Genomic DNA, 19,208 nt, shown 5'->3' on the forward strand with positions numbered 1-19,208 from the left:
ACGCCCTCAGGAAAGCTTTGCCTCAGCGGCAGCGACAACCGCTTCGGCGGTAATGCCGAAATGCTTATAAACGTCCTTGTAAGGTGCGGAAGCACCAAAGCTCTTCATGCCGATGAAGGCGCCTTCCGGACCGATGAATGCGTCCCAGCCTTCGCGAACGGCGGCTTCGACGGCGATCTTGACCGGCGAATTGCCGAGCACTTCCGAGCGGTAGGCTTCAGGCTGCTCGAAGAAGAGCTCCGTGCAGGGTACGGAAACGACGCGGGTGGAAATACCCTTGCCTTCCAGCGCCGCGCGGGCGGCGACGGCGATTTCGACTTCGGAACCCGAAGCGAAGATCGTCACCTTAGCATCGGCGTTGCCGGCGAGCGTGTAGGCGCCCTGCTCGCAGAGGTTCTTCTCGCTGTATTCGGTACGTGCAGCGAGCAGGTTCTGGCGGGTCAACGCGAGGCCGGACGGACGATTGTGCGTCTTGACCGCGATCTGCCAGCATTCCGCCGTTTCGGTGGCATCAGCCGGACGGAACAACAGGAAATTCGGAATGGCCCGGAGGCCGGCGATCTGTTCGACCGGTTGGTGCGTCGGGCCGTCTTCGCCGACGCCGATCGAGTCATGCGTCAGAACGTGGATGGCGCGAATGCCCATCAGCGCAGCGAGACGGAGCGGCGGACGGCAATAGTCCGAGAAGATCAGGAAGCCGCCGGAATAGGGGATCAGGCCGCCATGCAGCGAAATGCCGTTCATGGCAGAGGCCATGCCGTGCTCGCGGATGCCCCAGTGGACGTACCGGCCGGAGAAATCAGTCGGGGTGATCGACTTCATCTGGCTGGTCTTGGTGTTGTTCGACGGCGTCAGGTCCGCGGAACCGCCCAGTGTTTCCGGCAGGAAGCCGTTGATGACTTCGAGCGCATCTTCCGATGCCTTGCGGGTTGCGAGCGTCGGCTTGGTTTCAGCGAGCTTCTTCTTGTATTCGCTGATGGCGGCATCGAAGCCAGCCGGCAGCTCGCCGGCAAAGCGGCGATTGAATTCGGCCTTCTTGCCGGCTTCCGCAACAGCGACGCGGCCTTCCCAGGCTTCGCGGGTGCTGACGGAGCGCTCGCCGGCGGCGCGCCATTCGGTAAGAATGTCGTCCGGAATGACGAAAGCTTCGTAGGGCCAGTTCAGCGCAACGCGCGTCGCTGCAATTTCCTCGGCGCCGAGCGGCGAGCCGTGAACCTTGTGGGTGCCCTGCTTGTTCGGAGCGCCGAAGCCGATGATCGTCTTGCAGGCGATCAGCGTCGGGCGGTCGGATTGGTGCGCGGCTTCGATGGCAGCGCCGATGGCGGCCTGGTCGTGGCCGTCTACTTCGATCGTGTTCCAGTGAACGGCCTTGAAGCGGGCAACCTGGTCGGTCGAATCCGACAGCGAAACGGCGCCGTCGATGGTGATCGAGTTGTTGTCCCAGAAGAGGATGAGCTTGTTCAGCTTCAGGTGGCCGGCCAGCGCGATCGCTTCATGGCTGATGCCTTCCATGAGGCAGCCGTCGCCGCACATGACATAGGTATAGTGATCCATCAGCTCGGCGCCGAATTCTTCACGCAGCTTGCGTTCGGCGATCGCCATGCCGACCGAATTGGCAATACCCTGGCCGAGCGGGCCGGTGGTGGTTTCGATGCCGGTGGCGTGACCATATTCCGGATGGCCGGCAGTCTTGGAGCCGAGCTGACGGAATTGCTTGAGGTCCTCGACCCCCATGTCAGGGTAGCCGGTCAAGTACAGCAGCGAATAGAGCAGCATGGAGCCATGGCCAGCCGAGAGCACGAAGCGGTCACGGTTCGGCCAATGCGGATGCTTCGGGTCGAAGCGTAGATATTTGCCAAAGAGAACGGTGGCGACATCCGCCATCCCCATCGGCAAACCGGGGTGACCGGAATTGGCCTTCTCGACAGCATCCATGGCAAGGAAACGGATCGCATTCGCCATCCGGTCGTGTTGTTCGCGAGAGATCATGGTTTTTCCGCAGGGTTCCGGGTTCGGGGGATGGCCACACGCTTGGGAGGCTGGGCCACCGGTTGAAAGGCGGCTGAAACGGAGGAGTTCTTACAAACTCCGTTTTCACTGCTGCCTCAGGCGGCTGAGACATAGCAGTTGGGGCGAGCAAGTCAATAAATCCGCGGGGCGATCAGGGGGTGGTGCGGCAATTTTTCGACATTTGCCCGCCGACTTATACAAAAGACGACAAGGGTAAGACAAAGGCCGCTTAAGCCATAAAGGCGACCTTCATCCACAGATTAGGCCCCCTGCCGTATGGCGGCCTTTATTGACGTTCAGTTGCCGAGTTGAATATTGTTGGGAAATCAGTCGAGTGGCCGGATATTTTGATTCGGGCCTTGCGCGGGGAATCGAAAGGCATGACGCCCTCAGGCAAAACGGTGGATGTGGCGCTCGCTCAGTTGCGCCAGGCGCTTTCGACTTTGGAGAGCGCCGTCGATGTGCGGTTCGAACGTGAACGCGCGCAAAGCGATGTTGAAGGCGAGGTTCGCCGGGTGCATGCGGATCGTTCGCGGCTCGCCCAGGAACTCGACCAGGCGGAGTTCCGAGCGAACCGGCTTGAAGAGGTCAATCGCGAAGTGTCGCGCCGGCTTGTGACGGCGATGGAAACCATAAGAGCCGTGCTCGACCGCTGATCCCTCGGGACGCAGCCGTCGCGATCAGCGGCAATGATCGGAAAGTCTCATGGCGCAGGTAACGGTAACGATCGATGGCAAGGCCTATCGCATGGCCTGCGAAGAGGGGCAGGAAGAGCATCTGACGGATCTCGCCGCCCGCTTCGACCGCTATGTCATGCATCTGAAGAGCCAGTTCGGCGAAATCGGCGATCTGCGCGTCACCGTCATGGCCGGCATCATGATCATGGACGAGGTGGCGGAGCTGACACGTCGCGTTTCGGGGCTGGAGGCCGAGCTCGAAAACTTGCGCAACAACCGTGACACCGTGCTTGCGGCCAATGCCCGCAGCGAAGAGACGCTCGCAACCGTCATCGACGAAGTGACGACGCGCATTCGCGGCATCACCGAGAAGCTGACGGTTCGCCCAGGCGCCGAGCCGAACTGAGGCGTTCTTTTATTTCTCGGGACTGCACCGTAGCACCCTCTGGTGCAAGGCGAGGATTCTCTTTATATAGGACTTGCGGTCTGCGCTTCCCGACAGGAACCACAATCCCTGGGGCCATACTCGATCCAAAGGGAGCTGTCCCTGACCAGGCTCGTGGGCCTGGACACACGGCGCCCACCTACGTTTGTAGGCGCCCAGGATCGTAAACATCCATCGGTCGTCGTGGATCGCTCTTCCTTTCCTGATTTTGCAAAGAAAGGCAGCGTTGCGGGATTCTTATTGTCTCGCTGACGCCGTTCCTCCTCCTCTTAACGTTTCGCGCCGAGATAGGCGCCGCGCTCGAATTCCGAGCGGTTGGCTGCGCTGCGCAGGCGCAACAGGTCCTTGCGGGCGATGAGACCGACAAGGATACCGGTCCGTTCGTCGACAACGGGAACACGGCCGGTATCGGCATGGATCATGATATCGGCGACGCGGCCAACCGTGTCTTCAGGATGTGCGACCGGAATGGACGTATCAGAGATCAAATCATAGAGCGTCTGACCGGCGAGATCGGGCTCATTCTGCCATCGTAGCGCATCCGCGCGCGAGATCATGCCGACCAAGCGGCCATCGGCCTGGACAACGGGATAGAAGCGATGGGCATCCGGCTGTTCGGTCAATTGCGCCAATGCCTCTGCGACCGGCATGGTGGCGGGAAGCGTATTCACCTTCGCAATCATGATGTCGGCAGCGCGGGTCAATTCGAACGGATCGATGCCGTATTCGCGGGTGATGTGCTGGCCGCGGCGCGCGATCTTTTCCGTCAGGATCGACCGCTTCAACAGCAACACGGTGACCGCGTAAGCGGCGACGGTGGCGGCAAGCAGCGGCACGAGCGCATGCATGTCGCCGGTCAATTCAATGGCGAAGAAGGTGCCGGTCAGCGGCGCGCGCATCGTACCGCCCATCATCGCGGCCATGCCAAGCAACGCCCAGAAGCCGGGATCTCCGGGCAGAACGAGGCCGACAAGCCAGCCGAGCGTGCCGCCGAGGATGAGCAGCGGCGCAAGCACGCCGCCCGACGTTCCCGATGACAATGCTACCAGCCAGATGCCAGCCTTGACCAGGAGAATGGCGACCACCGCGACCGCGACGACATGGCCGTTCAGCAGGTCGGAGATGATATCATAGCCGACGCCGAGCGCGCGCGGCTCGATCAGTCCGCCGAGGCCGACAACGAGGCCGCCGAGAGCGGGCCACCACATCCAGTGAATGGGGAGTTTCTCGAAGGCGTCTTCGATGCGATAGAGTAGCGTCGTCAAGAGGCCGGATTGCAGGCCGGACACGATGCCGAGGCCGGCGGCCAGCAGGATGCTCCACCAGTTGAGCGCCATGTCGAAATGGGCCGGGAAAAGCGGGCCGCTGCCGATTAGCAGGGGCCGCCAGGTGATGGAGACGCAGGATGCGATCACGGCCGGAATGAAGCTGCGCGGCTTCCATTCGAACAGCAGCAATTCGACGGCGAGCATGACGGCGGCGATGGGCGAGCCGAAGATCGCGGTCATGCCGGCGGCGGCACCTGCGACCAGCAGCGTCTTGCGCTCGGCGGCGCTCAGATGAAAGAACTGTGCGAACAGCGACCCGATGGCGCCGCCGGTCATGATGATCGGCCCTTCAGCGCCGAACGGCCCGCCCGTGCCGATCGAGATGGCGGAAGAGAGCGGCTTCAGGACCGCCACTTTTGGCGACATTCGGCTGCCGCCGATCAGGATCGCCTCGATTGCCTCCGGAATGCCGTGGCCGCGGATCTTTTCCGAACCGTAGCGTGCCATGAGGCCGATGACGAGGCCGCCGATGATAGGCGCGGCCACCATCCAGGGGGAGCGCGCGACGGTGCCCAGCGACAGCGGTTCGACGCTGATCTTGAACAGCCAGACTGCGTTGGTGACGAGCGCAATGAGGTTGATCAGCACCCAGGCCGACAGGGCGCCGCCCGTGCCCACGACCAACGCCATGGCCGCAAGCACTAGTACGCGCTTGTCCGTTGTAAAATCCCCATTGTCTTTCCGCGAAGCGCCACCCGAGAAATCATGGGCGGGCCGATGATGTACGTTGATATCCTGCATGGAAGGCTTTCTGTGCTAAAGCGCGGCGGCAAACTGGCCGAAACTGCAATGGCAATTATATCGTAATGCGATATAAATCAACGGCTGAAAACAGAATGTATTTGTGAGGAAGATGGGATTGGCGCGGGAATTGGATGAGATGCTATCGCAGGCGGACTACGAGGCTCTGGCGACACTGCGCTACACGCTGCGGAAATTCATGGATTTCAGCACCTCCGCAGCCCATCAGGAGGGACTGCCGCCGCAGCAGCATCAGGCGCTGCTGGCGATCAAGGGCAATCCACAGAGCGAGACGATGACCATCGGCATGTTGGCGGAACGCCTGCTGATCGCGCCGCATACGGCGACTGAATTGGTCGGCCGGCTGATCGATGCCGGCTATGTCACCCGCCATCCCGATCCGGCTGACAAACGCCGGCAAACGCTGCAGCTGACGGAAAAATCGGAAGAGATACTGCGCCGGCTGACGGCCATTCACCTCAGGGAGATCCGGGACATGGCGCCGGAACTCATCGACATCCTGACGCATCTGCAGGCGGATGTCGGCGGCAAATGAAGCGCCATTGCCGACGATGACCGGCAATGGCGCGTTGCCGGTTATTGGCCGAGCCGGATGCCACCGTCGCAGATCAACGTGTGGCCGCTAACGAAGCCGTTGCCGATCAGGAAGGCGATGGCTTCGGCGATCTCTTGCGGCCGGCCGACGCGTCCGACCGGCGTGCGTGCGGCGAAGCTTGTAAAGGCCGGCGCCTTCTGTTCCTCGCCGAGGAAATCTCACCAGGGCGTGTCGACGACGCCGGGCGAGATGCAGTTCACCCGGATTGGCTTCAGCTCGACGGCAAGAACTGGCGCAAGGGCAGCGATGGCGGCGTTGACGGCTGCAAGCCCTGCTGTTCCCGGCAAGGCTGCCTGTGCCGAGACAGCGGAGACGAAGGTGATGCTGCCTTCTTTCGAGAGATAGGGAAGACAAGCCTGGGCGCAGGCAAAATGTGCCATCGTCTTCTGGTCGAAACCCTTCTTGAGATCGGCAAGGTCGACGGTTGCGAAGGGGCCACCGCCATTGCCGCCGCCGAGTGCCAGGACGAGATGATCCAAAGGCCCGATCGTCTGGAAAATCTTGGCAAGACCGGTGAGGTCGGCGGCGTCCATGGCGATTGTGGCGACATCGCCACCGAGGCTTTGTGCCCCCGCCCGGAGCTTTGTCTCATCGCGACCGGTGATCGTCACCCGATATTCTTTTTCGAGAAGATGGGCGGCGGTCGCAAGGCCAATACCGGACGAGCCGCCAATGATGACGGTGTGTTGGGACGACATGGTTGTCTCCTTGTTGGATGGCGAAGATGGAGAGGTCTGTTCAGGCGAGACCTGTGAGCTCGTCGCTGAGACTGCGCAGCCGCTTGCGCGCGGCTGCGTCATAGGCCTGGGCATTGGCGCGGGATGGGTACTGCCCGTCGTAATAGAGGCCAGAGCGTCCTTCGAGGTCGGCGCCCGCAACCAGATTAAGAATGGCGTCGGCGCCCTGATCGACTGTGCTCATGGGTGACACGCCGGCCTGGCGCACCATGGTGGTGTCCATGTAGGTTGCGGGGTGCAGGCAATTGACGATGACACCACAGCCCGCCAATTCCTTGGCGAGATCGAACGTGAACATGATCTGCGCCAGCTTGCTCTGGCAATAGGCGCGCACGCCGCTATAGCCGTGCGTCAGCATGACATCGGAGAAGTCGATCGGCTGTTGACCAACCGAGGAAACATTGACGATGCGGGCGAGGCTGCTCGCCTTCAACAGCGGCAGCAGGCAGCGTGTCAGCAGGAAGCCGGCAAGATAGTTCACCGCAAAGCGCAGTTCGTGCCCGTCGCGGCTGACCTGACGTCCCGCATCGCCGCCGCCGGTGCCGATGCCGGCATTGTTGACCAGAATGTTGAGGCGCTCATGATCGCGCTTGATAGCGTCGGCCAGGGCACGGACCTCATCCAGCGATGAAAGATCGGCGGGATAAAAGGTGGCTTTTCCGCCCGCGCCGCGAATGCTGGAAAGCAGGCTTGCAGCGCGTGCCTTGTCGCGCCCATGCAACAGCACCATGGCGCCGGACGCAGCGAGCCTTTCGGCAACCCGGCGGCCAACGCCATCGGTCGAGCCGGTGATGAGGATCGTCTTGTCGCTCATGTCCATCGCAATCACCTCTATTTTGTACATGCGGTGATATTTGGCAGTTTGCGAAAGCGACAAACAGTTCCGGTTTTATCCTAGTATTCATCCTGCTATGATGAGCGATGACCATCAATCAAAACCAAACTATTCTGGACGCCAGGCGCCGCGAGTTCGGTGCTTTCCTGCGCTCCCGCCGCGAGAAGCTGACGCCGGCAAGCGTCGGTCTGCCGGATGGATTTCGCCGGCGGACGCCGGGGTTGCGGCGCGAAGAGGTAGCGCTGCTCGCCGGAGTCGGGGCCACCTGGTACACCTGGCTGGAGCAGGGGCGGGATGTGCGTGCCTCGGCGGAAGTGCTGTCGGCGCTTGCCGATGCGTTGCGGCTCGATCCGGCGGAACGACGGCATCTCTTCACCTTGAGCGATCGGCCATCAACAGAAGTTCCCTCGCGTGGTCCGGAAGAGGTGCCTGAATCGCTGCGACGGATGCTCGCGAGCCTCACTGGGCAACCCGCCTATGTCCTCGGCCGGCGCTGGGATGTGCTTGCCTGGAACCCGGCGGCGGTGGCTCTTTTCGGCGATTACGGCTTGTTGCAGGGCGACGCGCGCAATAGCGTCCATCGGGTGTTCACCGATCCCGCGCATCGTGTGCTATTGGTCGATTGGGAGATCGTAGCGGCAAATTCGCTCGCCATGTTCCGTGCTGATAGCGCCCGCTACGCCGGCGATCCCGATTTCGAACGGCTGATCGCCACGTTGACGCAGACAAGCCCGGAATTTCGCGCCTGGTGGCCGAGACAGGAAGTGCTGCGGCCGCTCGCAGGCTGCAAGCGATTGCGCCATCCCCAAGGTGGGCTGATGACGTTCGAATATACCGCGCTTGCCGTCATCGACCGGCCGGATATGAAGCTCGTTGTCTATACGCCCCTGGAGGAGGACGGGACCGGCGGGAAACTGAAAACACTCCTGGGCGCGAAAACCTGATTGCGGTTCATACGACCGCATAGGGCCTCAGCCCTCCAGATCGCTTTTTAGCCGGTCAAGGATCGACAAGGCGTGGCCGGCATAGGCGCTGATCCAACGGTCGTGAATCTGCTTGATCGGCAGGCTGTTGAGATGGTTCCAGCGCTCCCGGCCTTCCTTCTTGGCGATCACTAGATCGGCCTCCTCCAGCACCTTCAGATGCTGCATCACCGTGCAACGGTCCATATCCGCAAAGGTCTCGCAGAGCATGCCGGTCGTCCTCGGGGCTTCCTTGAGCAAGTCGAGGATTTCGCGTCGGCGACGGTGCGCCAGGGCTTTGAAAATGAGGTCGCTATCCGATTCGCTTGACATGTTATGTTTTTATAACATAAAATCCCTGATCGCAATGGAAAAGCAACCACACTCGGAAAGCGGAGGAGAAGTCATGACCTTGAATGTTCGTATTTCGGGACGCATCGGCCGCAAAGTGGATGAGGTCTTCGATGCCGTCGTCAATCCGAAGAAGCTCTCGAGCTATTTCACCACCGTCGGCGGTGCCAGCGCGCCGCTCGTGGCGGGGACGACCGTGATCTGGTGGAAGAACGCGCCGGTCGAGGTCAACGAGGTGGAAACTGACCGGCGTATCGTCTTTCATTGGGATGGTGGTACCGGCGAAGACGGCGCGCGCTACAGGACAAAAGTGGAGATGACGTTCGAACCGCTCGACGACGGCGGCACCTTGGTAACGATCGAGGAATCCGGCTGGCGTGAGGACGCAGCCGGCCGACGCGGCACCTATCTGAACTGCGAGGGCTGGACGCAGATGCTCTGCTGCATGAAGGCCTTCGTCGAATACGGCATCAATCTGCGCGAGGGTTTCTTCCTGAGTGAAATGCACGGCGAGCCGGCGGAAGCGCCGGATCGGTAAAGTGGCGGCAGCGCTCATGCGCTGCAATCGGACATTCTTCTCGGCGGCGCGTGTCGCCCAGAAGCAGCGCTGACCTGACGCCAGGTACGACGGTTGTCGCGTCGACCTGCTGATCACCATTTTTCTGGCAACCAAATTGGCGGATGTCGCCAAAAGGTGTGACCTGGCCAGAATTTCCTGATAAAGGGCTGCGTTGATCGCAGGCCACACAGTTCACTTTTCTGTGTGGAAAAGCTCAAAATCCGGGTGAATGACAAATTCCTTTAAATAATAACAGATTCATTGCTGGCGGAACGGGTCCTGCGCCAAAATTGCCCAAATTCAGAATGATGGGAGCGCTCGAGAAAAAGAGCCCGTCGAAAGAAGTGCTGGCGGTAACACACACAGACGCAGATTGCCGTTACTGCATATCCGAGCAAACGGGACCGGCGAAAGCCATTTCAAACAGGTAGAGCATGTCGACCCCAATCGATCTGGAAAAAGCCGATGAGGACCTAGAGACGCGCGGCGGCATAAGTGGGTTCTTGAACCGCAATCGCACGCTGATTGTCGCTATCCTTACCGTCGCCGTCTTCGGTATCGCTGCCTATGCGATCTTCGATCTGACGAACGAGGTGCGCTATGACGATGTCGTGCACGCGCTGGCGACGACGAAAGTCTCGTCCATCGTGCTTGCCCTGTTCTTCACGGGTCTCAGTTTCTTTTCGCTGATCTTTTATGATCAGAACGCGCTGGAATATATCGGCAAGCGGCTGCCGTTCCCGCATGTGGCGCTGACCTCCTTCAGCGCCTATGCCGTCGGCAATACCGCCGGCTTCGGCGCGCTCAGTGCCGGCGCCATCCGCTATCGCGCCTATACCCGGCTCGGCCTGTCCCCGGACGATATTACCCGCGTTATCGCCTTTGTGACGCTGGCCTTCGGCCTTGGCCTTGCCGCCGTCGGCGCCATCGCGCTGCTGATCATCGCCGACGAGATCGGCCCGCTGATCAATGTCGACGGCCTTTGGCTGCGCTTGATTGCCGGCGCCATCATCGCTGCGCTTGCCTTCGTTATCATCGTCGGCCGCAATGGCCGAGAGGTGCGGATCGGGCCGATCGCCATTCGCCTGCCGGATTCGCTGACCTGGTCGCGGCAATTCCTGGTGACCGCGGTCGACATCGCCGCTTCCGCCTCCGTACTCTATGTCTTGCTCCCGGATTCGGCCATCGGCTGGCCGGGCTTCTTTGCCATCTACGCCATCGCCGTCGGCCTCGGTGTGCTGAGCCACGTTCCGGCCGGCTTCGGCGTTTTCGAGACGATCATCATCGCCTGGCTCGGCAGCTCCGTGAACGCCGACGCCGTTCTCGGCTCGCTGGTTCTCTACCGCGTCATCTACAACGTGATCCCGCTGGCGATCGCGATCCTTGCGGTCTCGGCGGCGGAACTGCGACGTTTCGTGGACCACCCGGCCGCCTCGAGCATGAGGCGTATCGGCGGCCGGCTGATGCCGCAGTTGCTGTCGACCTTCGCGCTTCTGCTGGGCATGATGCTGGTATTTTCGAGCGTGACGCCGACGCCGGACAGGAACCTGGAATTTCTTTCCAGTTTTCTGCCGCTGTCACTTGTCGAAAGCGCGCATTTTATCTCCAGCCTTCTCGGTTTGGCGATGATCGTTGCCGCCCGCGGCCTCGGCCAACGTCTCGATGGTGCCTGGTGGGTTTCGATCATCTCGGCGGTTTTTGCGCTGTTGTTCTCGCTGCTGAAGGCCATCGCAGTGGTCGAGGCTGCGCTGCTCGCCTTCCTCGTTTTCGGCCTCGTCGTCAGCCGCCGATTGTTCACGCGTCCGGCTTCGCTGCTCAATCAAGCCCTGACCGGGGGATGGCTGACGGCAATCGCGGTGATCTGCATCGGCGCCGTCGTCATCCTGTTTTTCGTCTATCGCGACGTCGAATATAGCAACCAACTCTGGTGGCAGTTCGAATTCACCGAAGAAGCGCCGCGCGGACTTCGTGCAGTGCTCGGCATCTCCATCGTCTCGTCGGCGATCGCGATCTTCAGCCTGCTGCGCCCGGCGACCGCGCGCCTGGAGCCGGTTTCCGACCATGCCGTCGAACGGGCCGTTGAAATCGTTCGCAAGCAAGGCATTGCCGACGCCAATCTCGTGCGCATGGGCGACAAAAGCATCATGTTCTCCGAAAAGGGCGATGCCTTCATCATGTATGGCAAGCAGGGCCGTTCCTGGATCGCCCTGTTCGATCCGATCGGGCCGCGGCACGCCCTTCCCGAGCTGGTCTGGCGCTTCGTCGAAACCGCCCGTTCGGCCGGCTGCCGTTCGGTCTTCTATCAGATATCGCCGATGCTTTTGTCCTATTGCGCCGATGCGGGTTTACGTGCTTTCAAGCTCGGCGAACTGGCGGTGGTCAACCTTTCCAATTTCGAGCTGAAGGGCGGCAAATGGGCCAATCTTCGCCAGACGGCGAGCCGCGCTGTGCGGGACGGACTAGAATTTGCCGTTATCGAGCCGCAGCATGTGCCTGATGTCATCGATCAGCTTGCCGAGGTTTCGGAAACATGGCTCGCCGATCACAACGCCAAGGAAAAGGGTTTTTCGCTCGGCGCTTTCGATCCCGACTACGTGGTGTCGCAGCCGGTTGGCGTGTTGAAAAAGGATGGTAAGATCGTTGCTTTCGCTAACATCCTGATGACGGAGACCAAGGAGGAGGGGTCCGTCGATCTGATGCGCTTTTCACCCGATGCGCCGAAGGGATCGATGGATTTTCTGTTCGTGCAGATCCTCGAGTATCTGAAGCAGCAGGGCTTCCAGCGCTTCAACCTTGGCATGGCGCCGCTATCAGGCATGTCGAGACGGGAATCGGCACCGGTTTGGGACAGGGTCGGCGGAACCGTCTTCGAACACGGCGAGCGCTACTATAATTTCAAAGGGCTTCGTGCCTTCAAATCCAAATTTCATCCCGAATGGCAGCCTCGTTACTTGGCCGTTTCGGGAGGTGTCAGTCCAATGATCGCGTTGATGGATGCCACATTCCTCATCGGGGGCGGACTTAAGGGGGTCGTGAGGAAATGATCTTGAAATACGCAATGTCATTGGCTTTCGCATTCATGTTGACAACGGGCCTACTGGCATCAGGCGCGGCGAGAGCGGACGAGGACGATACCAAATACGATCTCGGCATGATCTCTCCGCCACACATCATGCGTCCGCAGGGTAAGGTGACGAGCGAGGTCGTGCTGATCTCCGACGCTGCCGGCTGGGGCGACAAGGAAAAGGGCGTCGCCGAAAAGCTCGTTGCCAACGGCACTCTGGTCATCGGTATCGATTACCCGTCCTTCCTGGCATCGCTCAATAAGTATGACGTCAATCAGAATGACGGCTGCATCTACATGGTCTCCGATCTGGAGTCGCTGAGCCAGCAGGTGCAGCGCTCTTTTGCCGACAGCACCTATCAATTGCCGGTCATCGCCGGTGTCGGCGCCGGCGGCGCTATGGCGCTGACTATCGCCGCGCAGACTCCGGACGCCACCGTTGCCGGCACGCTCGCCGTCAATCCGACCTTCGGCATCGCGCTGAAGCAGGAGCTTTGCACGCCGGCCGAAAAGAAGACCGATGGCGACATGGTGTCCTTCGGCCTGCAAGATGGCGCGCTGCCGAACCCGATCCTTGCGACCTTCACCTCGAACGCGCCCAAGGATGGACGCGAACATGTCGAGGAGATCCAGAAGGAGCATCCTGATGTTCAGGTCACCGATTCCGACGAGGATGACACCTATGCGGCGCTGAGCGCCGGGCTGGTGGATCTGATGAAGACGATCGACAGCGAAAAGTCGCCGCTCGGGCTACCGGTCGATGTCATGAACACCAAGCCGACGGAAGACACGCTGGCGATCGTCTATTCCGGCGACGGCGGCTGGCGCGATATCGACAAGGAAGTCGGCAGCTATCTGCAGGACCAGGGCATCCCAGTCGTCGGTGTCGATTCGCTGCATTACTTCTGGTCGGAGCGCGATCCACAGCAGACCGCCGACGATCTCGCCCGCATGATCCAGTATTATACCAAGCGCTTCAAGGTGAAGCATGTGGTGCTGATCGGCTATTCCTTCGGCGCCGACGTGCTGCCGGCGAGCTATAACCGGCTGAAGCAGCCGGACAAGGACAGGATCGTGCAGATGTCGCTGCTGTCGCTGTCGCGCAAGGTCGACTATGTGATCTCGGTCATGGGTTGGCTCGGCGCCGAAAGCGAAGGCAAGGGCGGCGATCCCCTCAGCGACCTCAAGTCGATCAATCCGAAGACGGTTCAATGCATCTACGGCAAGGATGACGACGAGGATGTCGCCTGCCCATCGCTGAAGGGCACGGGCGCCGAAGTCATCGCCATGGAGGGTGGCCATCATTTCGACGATGACTACGAGGCGCTGGCCAATCATATCATCGATGGCCTGAAGAGCCGGCTCGGCGAGTAATGTACCGATATGCGCGGCGGCCTGATCGTCGCGCATATCCGGCAATTGAGCTTCATGCCACGCGGAGCTCAACGAGCGGAGCTTTTACCCGCCTGCCGCCCAGCATTCATTTGCTTCTAACCGCCGCAATCGCTAGTCGGAGGAAGGACTACGCGAGTCAGACATGGCTTGTACCGACCGATCCCGCCAAAATGATCCCGCCAAACCGAAAGGGACTAAATCTTGTCCGTCGCATCGTCTCTCGCCTTCGATAAAAGCTATTCCGGATTCCTGTTCGACATGGACGGCACGATCATCAACTCGATCGCTGCCGCCGAGCGTGTCTGGGGCGATTGGGCGCGCAGCAAGGGGCTGGATGTCGCGGCATTCATGCCGACCATGCACGGTTCGCGCGGCGTCGATACGATCGGCCGGTTGAACCTGCCGGGTGTCGATCCGCTGGCGGAATCGCTGCTGATCATGGAAGCGGAAATCGCCGATGTCGAGGGCGTGGTGCCGCTCCCCGGCGCCATCGAATTCCTGGCCTCGCTGCCGCCGGAGCGCTGGGCGATCGTCACCTCCTCGCCGCATCGGCTGGCCCAGGCGCGCCTTGCCGCCGCCGGTGTTCCGGTCCCACGCTTCATCGTCACCGCCGAAGACGTCAGGATCGGCAAACCCGATCCGCAATGCTACATCCTCGGCGCCGAGCGTCTCGGTATGCGGCCGTCCGATTGCCTGGTCTTCGAGGACGTAATGGCCGGCATCAAGGCCGGCGAAACCGCGGGCGCCGACGTCATGGTGATTACGGCGACGCATTCCCATCCGGTCGACACCAATCATTCGACGCTGCTGAACTACGAGAATGTTCGCGCGCATATCGATGATGATGGTCGGATTTCGGTGATGCGTAGGGACGGTTGACGTCCACCCGGCCAGCATGCAATCACCGGCATGTCGCTTTCACGCATTGCAATGGGCCGCCGGCTCATTATGTTTTCGTGATATTGTCGAACTCCGCGAAAGCCTGATGAACCCCAAAGAGCTGAAAACCCTATATCGCAACGAGCGCCTGGCAGCGCGTGACGCCATTCCCCCCGACGAGCGGATCGAGAAAGGGTTGGCGATGCTTGCGCATGCCGGCGATGCGATCGAGCTTCAGCCTGGTGAGATTGTGTCCGGCTTCCTGCCGATCCGGTCCGAAGTGGACATACGGCCGCTGATGGCGCGGCTGCGCGAGCGGGGTGCGCGGCTTTGCGTGCCGGTCATTCTCGATAAACGCACCATCGTCTTTCGCGAACTCGTTCCAGGCGCGGAGCTGGTTTCCAGTGGTTTCGGCACGGCGGGGCCCGGACCAGAGGCTCCAGTGTTGGACCCGCATATCATGCTGGTGCCGCTTTCGGCTTTCGACAGCACTGGCCATCGTATTGGCTACGGCGCCGGCTACTATGATCGCGCCATTGATCATCTGCAGCAAAAAGGGCTGAATCCGCGGCTGATCGGCATTGCATTTGATTGCCAAGAAGTGCCATCAGTACCGGCTGAGCCGCATGATGTCCGTCTTGACGCGATTTTGACCGAGAGCGGCCTCAATTTCGTTTCCGTAGAGATTGGATAGGAAATGCGGCTGCTATTTTTAGGTGACATGGTCGGCAAGACCGGACGGGTTGCGGTATGGGATCGCCTGCCGGGCCTCATTTCCGATCTGAAGCTCGACTTCGTCATCGTCAACGGCGAGAACGCCGCCGGCGGCTTCGGCATCACCGAGGACATCTTTCTGGAAACGATCAATGCCGGCGCCGATGTGGTGACGACGGGTAATCACGTCTGGGATCAGAAGGAAGCGGTGGTGTTCTGTGGGCGCCACGACCAGTTTCTGCGCCCCGCCAATTATCCGGCCGGCACGCCCGGTCGCGGCTCCAGTATCTATTATGCCCGCAACGGCGCCCGGGTGCTCGTCGCCAACATCATGGGCCGTGTCTTCATGCATCCGGAGCTGGACGATCCTTTCAAGGCGGCGGAAGCGATCCTCGATGCCTGCCCGCTGAAAGAGCAGGCAGACGCCATCGTGTTCGATTTCCATGCGGAAGCGACAAGCGAAAAACAATGTTTCGGCCATTTCGTGGATGGTCGCGCCAGCTTTGTTGTCGGCACGCATACGCATGTGCCGACCGCGGACGCGCAGATCCTGAACGGCGGCACCGCCTACATGTCGGATGCCGGCATGTGCGGCGACTATGACTCGTCGCTCGGCATGGAGAAGGAAGAGCCGCTCAACCGCTTCATTTCGAAGATGCCGAAGGGCCGTTTCGAGGCGGCTTCCGGGCCGGCCACCATCTGCGGCGTCGGCGTCGAGATATCGGATGCGACGGGGCTTGCCGAAAAGATCGCGCCGCTCAGGATCGGGCCGCGTCTGGCCGAAACCATTCCGGAATTCTGGCGTTAGCTATTGTCCTGCCGTTGATCACGCGGCAGCGATGACGCGATTGTGAGCAATCTGATCGGATTGCGGCTGGACGCACCTCAGCTCATACCGCATCCTTCGCGGCTCTGTGGAGCTGAAGGGATGGCATGATGCTGCGATTTCCCGTCTTCGCTGTGATCTTCCTGCTGGCCGTGGCTGGTTGGAGTGCCGCAGGCGCCCAGCAGAGACCGTCCCGCCCACATGTCAGCCAATGTCAGGCGATCGCGCAGTCGCTGCCGAAAGCGACATTCGCCAGCTTTTCCGGTTCAGCCCCGCTTCCGGCCAACGATCCCGTCGGCGGCGATGTAAAAATCACCTTCCTCGGTCATGCCACCCTCTTCATAGAGACACCCGGCGGTGTGTCGATCGCGACCGATTTCAGCGGCGCCTTTGTCCCGCCTTATACGCCGACCGTCGTGACGATGAACAAGGCGCATCCAAGCCATTACACGCTGACCCCGGATCCGGCGATCAAATATGTGCTGCACGGCTGGAGCGATACGCCCGGCGAGCCGGCGAAGATCAATCTGACTGTCGGCGATACGCTGATCCGCAACGTGGTGACCGATATTCGTGGATGGTCGGGAGGTGTCGAGGCGAACGGCAATTCGATCTTCATCTTCGAAGTGGCCGGGCTCTGCATCGGCCATCTTGGGCACCTGCATTTCGAGCTCAACGACAAGCAATATGCCGAAATCGGCCGGCTCGATGTCGTCATGGTGCCGGTCGATGGCGGCCTTACCATGGGCGCGGACAGCATGAGCCGGGTGGTGAAACGGCTGCGTTCGTCGCTCATTCTGCCAATGCACCGCTGGGGGCCGCCGATACAGCAATTCCTGGCGATGTTCGGCCCGGATTTCGACATCGCCTATGCGCCCACCGCAAGCACCACCGTTTCGCTGAAAACCCTGCCGCGCAAGCCGCTGATTTACGTGCTGAGGGGGCTTTGAGCCGATCAGCACGATGCCCGGGCGGCCCTCTCCCTCCGCCCGGGCACACCTTCGAAGGATATCGCTACCGGGCGCCCTGTCGTGGGCGTCCTTGCGGGCTTTTTGCTTGAATGAAAGCCACTTCGCTCTTATAAGGCGGCCCATTCCCAACAAAAGACGTGAACAGGGGTGCCATGGCTGGCCATTCACAGTTTAAAAACATCATGCATCGCAAGGGTCGTCAGGACTCGGTGCGTTCGAAAATGTTCTCGAAGCTGGCACGTGAAATCACTGTTGCCGCCAAGTCGGGTCTGCCTGATCCGAGCATGAACGCAAGTTTGCGCCTGGCGATCCAGAACGCCAAGGCGCAGTCGATGCCCAAGGACAATATCGATCGCGCCATCAAGAAAGCCTCCGGCGCAGATACCGAGAATTACGATGCGGTCCGCTATGAGGGCTACGGCCCCGGCGGCACGGCGATCATCGTCGAGGCTCTAACCGACAATCGCAACCGCACCGCGTCGAACGTCCGCTCGATCTTCACGAAGGCCGGCGGCGCGCTTGGCGAAACCGGCTCGGTCTCCTTCTCCTTCGACCATGTCGGTGAAATCACCTACAAGCCCGAGGTCGGCGATGCGGATAAGGTGATGGAAGCCGCGATCGAAGCCGGCGCCGACGATGTCGAGAGCGATGAGGAAGGCCACACCATCATCTGCGGTTTCGAAGCGATGAACGAGGTTGCCAAGGCACTCGAAGCAACGCTCGGCGAAGCCGAAACCGTCAAGGCGATCTGGCGTGCCCAGAACAATGTGCCGGTCGATGAAGAAAAGGCACAGTCGCTGATGAAGCTCATCGACAGCCTGGAAGACGATGACGACGTGCAGAACGTCTACTCGAACTTCGAAGTCTCCGAAGAGATTCTGGCCAAGCTCTCGGCCTGATTTTTTCCTCTAAAAATAAGCCCCAGTCTCCCAGGTTTTGCCAAGGGAGACTGGGGCTTTTCTATTATTAGGCAGCCTTCTTGAATGACGGCAATTGCGCGAATAGCTCCACCGATCTCAGCCGCGCCTCGATGTCGTGGATCGGCATCGAAATGATCACTTCGTCCGCTTCCGTATCCTTGATGAACTGCGAAAGCTTGGCCTCCGCAGTCGCGGGTGAGCCGACAATGGCGTAACGCAGGGTGTGTTCGACATTCAGTTTTTCCATAGGCGTCCAGAAATCGTCCATGTCCCTGCGGGGGCGAGGGAAGGGGCCGCGGACATTGCGGCGCAGGTTGACGAATTGCTGCTGTGCCGAGGTGAAGTGATAATCCGCCTCTTCGTCGGTCTCCGCGGCCGAGCCCATGACGCCGACCATGACATAGGGTTTGTCGAGCGTTGCCGACGGCGTGAAGCGGTCGCGATAGATGGCAACCGCATCGAGCAAAGCTTCCGGCGCAAAATGCGAGGCGAAAGCATAGGGCAGGCCGAGCATGGCGGCGAGATGGGCACTGTAGAGGCTCGATCCGAGCAGCCAGATCGGCACCTTGGCGCCGTTGCCGGGCACGGCAAGGATCGATTGGTTCTCGTCGGCCGGACTGAACAGATGCTGCAGCTCGACAATATCATTGGGGAAGCTCTGGGCGCCGGCATCGAGGTTGCGACGCAGGGCCTGCGCCGTGCGCATATCCGTGCCCGGCGCACGACCGAGACCGAGATCGACGCGGCCGGGGAACAGGGCTTCGAGCGTGCCGAATTGCTCCGCTATCACCAGCGGCGAATGGTTCGGCAGCATGACGCCGCCCGAGCCGATGCGGATACGCGACGTGGCTGCTCCGACATGGCCGATAACAACCGCGGTCGCGGCGCTGGCGACGCCGGGCATGCCATGATGCTCCGCCAGCCAGAACCTGGTGTAGCCAAGCGCTTCCGCCTTCTGCGCTAGGCGCTTCGAGCCTTCGAAGGATTGGCTGACTGTGCTGCCCTCGGCAACGGGCGAAAGATCGAGGATGGAAAAGGGGACCATGGCAAGAGACCTGCGTGGTGAAAGGGGAGGAGCAATTGTCTCCATGTAGGAGCGCCGACACTCCATTCCAAACCCTGCCCGGCAATTTCGTCACCCTAATTTCAAAGCTGCAGAAAGAGGCTGGGTTTGGGAG

Annotated in this window: 17 protein-coding genes, 1 other RNA gene and 1 pseudogene; 13 read left to right on the plus strand and 6 right to left on the minus strand. The window is 60.8% G+C overall.

Features of this window, described 5'->3' with window-relative positions:
* Window positions 1-6: 6 nt before the first annotated feature.
* On the minus strand, window positions 7-1,989 hold the full coding sequence (gene tkt, locus PH547_RS04915) for a transketolase (RefSeq protein WP_285167675.1): 1,983 nt from the start codon (window positions 1,987-1,989) through the stop codon (window positions 7-9).
* Between the two features lie 401 nt (window positions 1,990-2,390).
* Between tkt and PH547_RS04920 the strand changes: the two genes are divergently transcribed.
* From PH547_RS04920 to ssrS, 3 genes are all read left to right on the plus strand, one after another.
* Window positions 2,391-2,666 (plus strand): DUF4164 domain-containing protein, encoded by a 276-nt coding sequence (locus PH547_RS04920; RefSeq protein WP_104825195.1) that lies wholly within the window; start codon window positions 2,391-2,393, stop codon window positions 2,664-2,666.
* 49 nt (window positions 2,667-2,715) lie between these two features.
* Complete coding sequence (locus PH547_RS04925) at window positions 2,716-3,093, plus strand: cell division protein ZapA (RefSeq protein WP_285167679.1); 378 nt, start codon at window positions 2,716-2,718, stop codon at window positions 3,091-3,093.
* 74 nt (window positions 3,094-3,167) lie between these two features.
* A non-coding RNA gene (ssrS, locus tag PH547_RS04930) (6S RNA) lies at window positions 3,168-3,326 on the plus strand.
* 75 nt (window positions 3,327-3,401) lie between these two features.
* Here the strand turns inward: ssrS and PH547_RS04935 are convergent.
* Window positions 3,402-5,201, minus strand: coding sequence for a chloride channel protein (locus tag PH547_RS04935; RefSeq protein ID WP_285167682.1), 1,800 nt, complete (start codon window positions 5,199-5,201; stop codon window positions 3,402-3,404).
* A 139-nt stretch (window positions 5,202-5,340) separates the two neighbouring features.
* On the opposite strand from PH547_RS04935, the gene PH547_RS04940 reads away from it, so the two are divergent.
* Window positions 5,341-5,757: a MarR family winged helix-turn-helix transcriptional regulator gene (locus tag PH547_RS04940; protein WP_445945008.1), complete on the plus strand. Its 417-nt coding sequence runs from the start codon at window positions 5,341-5,343 to the stop codon at window positions 5,755-5,757.
* Between the two features lie 41 nt (window positions 5,758-5,798).
* Here PH547_RS04940 and PH547_RS04945 read toward each other — a convergent pair.
* Window positions 5,799-6,515, minus strand: a pseudogene (locus PH547_RS04945) (SDR family oxidoreductase).
* Window positions 6,516-6,555: 40 nt separating this feature from the next.
* Window positions 6,556-7,374 carry an SDR family NAD(P)-dependent oxidoreductase gene (locus tag PH547_RS04950; RefSeq protein WP_104825193.1) on the minus strand — a complete coding sequence of 273 codons (819 nt, stop codon included), beginning with the start codon at window positions 7,372-7,374 and terminating at the stop codon, window positions 6,556-6,558.
* Window positions 7,375-7,475: 101 nt separating this feature from the next.
* Here PH547_RS04950 and PH547_RS04955 point away from each other — a divergent pair, with 101 nt between their 5' ends.
* Entirely contained in the window at window positions 7,476-8,333 is an 858-nt protein-coding gene (locus tag PH547_RS04955; protein WP_104824166.1) for a helix-turn-helix transcriptional regulator, read from the plus strand.
* Between the two features lie 27 nt (window positions 8,334-8,360).
* Here PH547_RS04955 and PH547_RS04960 read toward each other — a convergent pair whose 3' ends face one another.
* A complete protein-coding gene (locus PH547_RS04960) occupies window positions 8,361-8,684 on the minus strand; it encodes an ArsR/SmtB family transcription factor (RefSeq protein WP_104824165.1) in 324 nt (107 codons plus the stop codon).
* A gap of 73 nt (window positions 8,685-8,757) precedes the next feature.
* Between PH547_RS04960 and PH547_RS04965 the strand changes: the two genes are divergently transcribed.
* The 8 genes from PH547_RS04965 (at window position 8,758) to PH547_RS05000 (ending at window position 18,009) form a co-directional block, all read left to right on the plus strand.
* On the plus strand, window positions 8,758-9,240 hold the full coding sequence (locus PH547_RS04965) for an SRPBCC domain-containing protein (RefSeq protein WP_104824164.1): 483 nt from the start codon (window positions 8,758-8,760) through the stop codon (window positions 9,238-9,240).
* Window positions 9,241-9,695: 455 nt separating this feature from the next.
* Window positions 9,696-12,305 (plus strand): bifunctional lysylphosphatidylglycerol flippase/synthetase MprF, encoded by a 2,610-nt coding sequence (mprF, locus tag PH547_RS04970; protein ID WP_104824163.1) that lies wholly within the window; start codon window positions 9,696-9,698, stop codon window positions 12,303-12,305.
* Window positions 12,302-13,699 (plus strand): virulence factor, encoded by a 1,398-nt coding sequence (locus tag PH547_RS04975; RefSeq protein ID WP_104824162.1) that lies wholly within the window; start codon window positions 12,302-12,304, stop codon window positions 13,697-13,699. The genes mprF and PH547_RS04975 overlap by 4 nt, the downstream gene beginning before the upstream one ends.
* A gap of 222 nt (window positions 13,700-13,921) precedes the next feature.
* Entirely contained in the window at window positions 13,922-14,599 is a 678-nt protein-coding gene (locus PH547_RS04980) for an HAD-IA family hydrolase (protein WP_285167686.1), read from the plus strand.
* A gap of 106 nt (window positions 14,600-14,705) precedes the next feature.
* Entirely contained in the window at window positions 14,706-15,293 is a 588-nt protein-coding gene (locus tag PH547_RS04985; RefSeq protein WP_283047224.1) for a 5-formyltetrahydrofolate cyclo-ligase, read from the plus strand.
* A 3-nt stretch (window positions 15,294-15,296) separates the two neighbouring features.
* Window positions 15,297-16,121, plus strand: a complete 825-nt coding sequence (locus tag PH547_RS04990; RefSeq protein ID WP_104824160.1) for a TIGR00282 family metallophosphoesterase — start codon at window positions 15,297-15,299, stop codon at window positions 16,119-16,121.
* Between the two features lie 125 nt (window positions 16,122-16,246).
* Window positions 16,247-17,089 carry an MBL fold metallo-hydrolase gene (locus PH547_RS04995; RefSeq protein WP_104824159.1) on the plus strand — a complete coding sequence of 281 codons (843 nt, stop codon included), beginning with the start codon at window positions 16,247-16,249 and terminating at the stop codon, window positions 17,087-17,089.
* A 173-nt stretch (window positions 17,090-17,262) separates the two neighbouring features.
* The gene (locus PH547_RS05000; RefSeq protein ID WP_104824158.1) at window positions 17,263-18,009 is read left to right on the plus strand and encodes a YebC/PmpR family DNA-binding transcriptional regulator; all 747 of its coding nucleotides are present in this window, start codon (window positions 17,263-17,265) and stop codon (window positions 18,007-18,009) included.
* 67 nt (window positions 18,010-18,076) lie between these two features.
* Here the strand turns inward: PH547_RS05000 and PH547_RS05005 are convergent, their stop codons facing one another.
* Window positions 18,077-19,075, minus strand: a complete 999-nt coding sequence (locus PH547_RS05005; RefSeq protein ID WP_285167690.1) for an LLM class flavin-dependent oxidoreductase — start codon at window positions 19,073-19,075, stop codon at window positions 18,077-18,079.
* Window positions 19,076-19,208 lie beyond the last annotated feature (133 nt).

The organism is Rhizobium cerradonense (assembly GCF_030182455.1).
GTDB lineage: Bacteria > Pseudomonadota > Alphaproteobacteria > Rhizobiales > Rhizobiaceae > Rhizobium.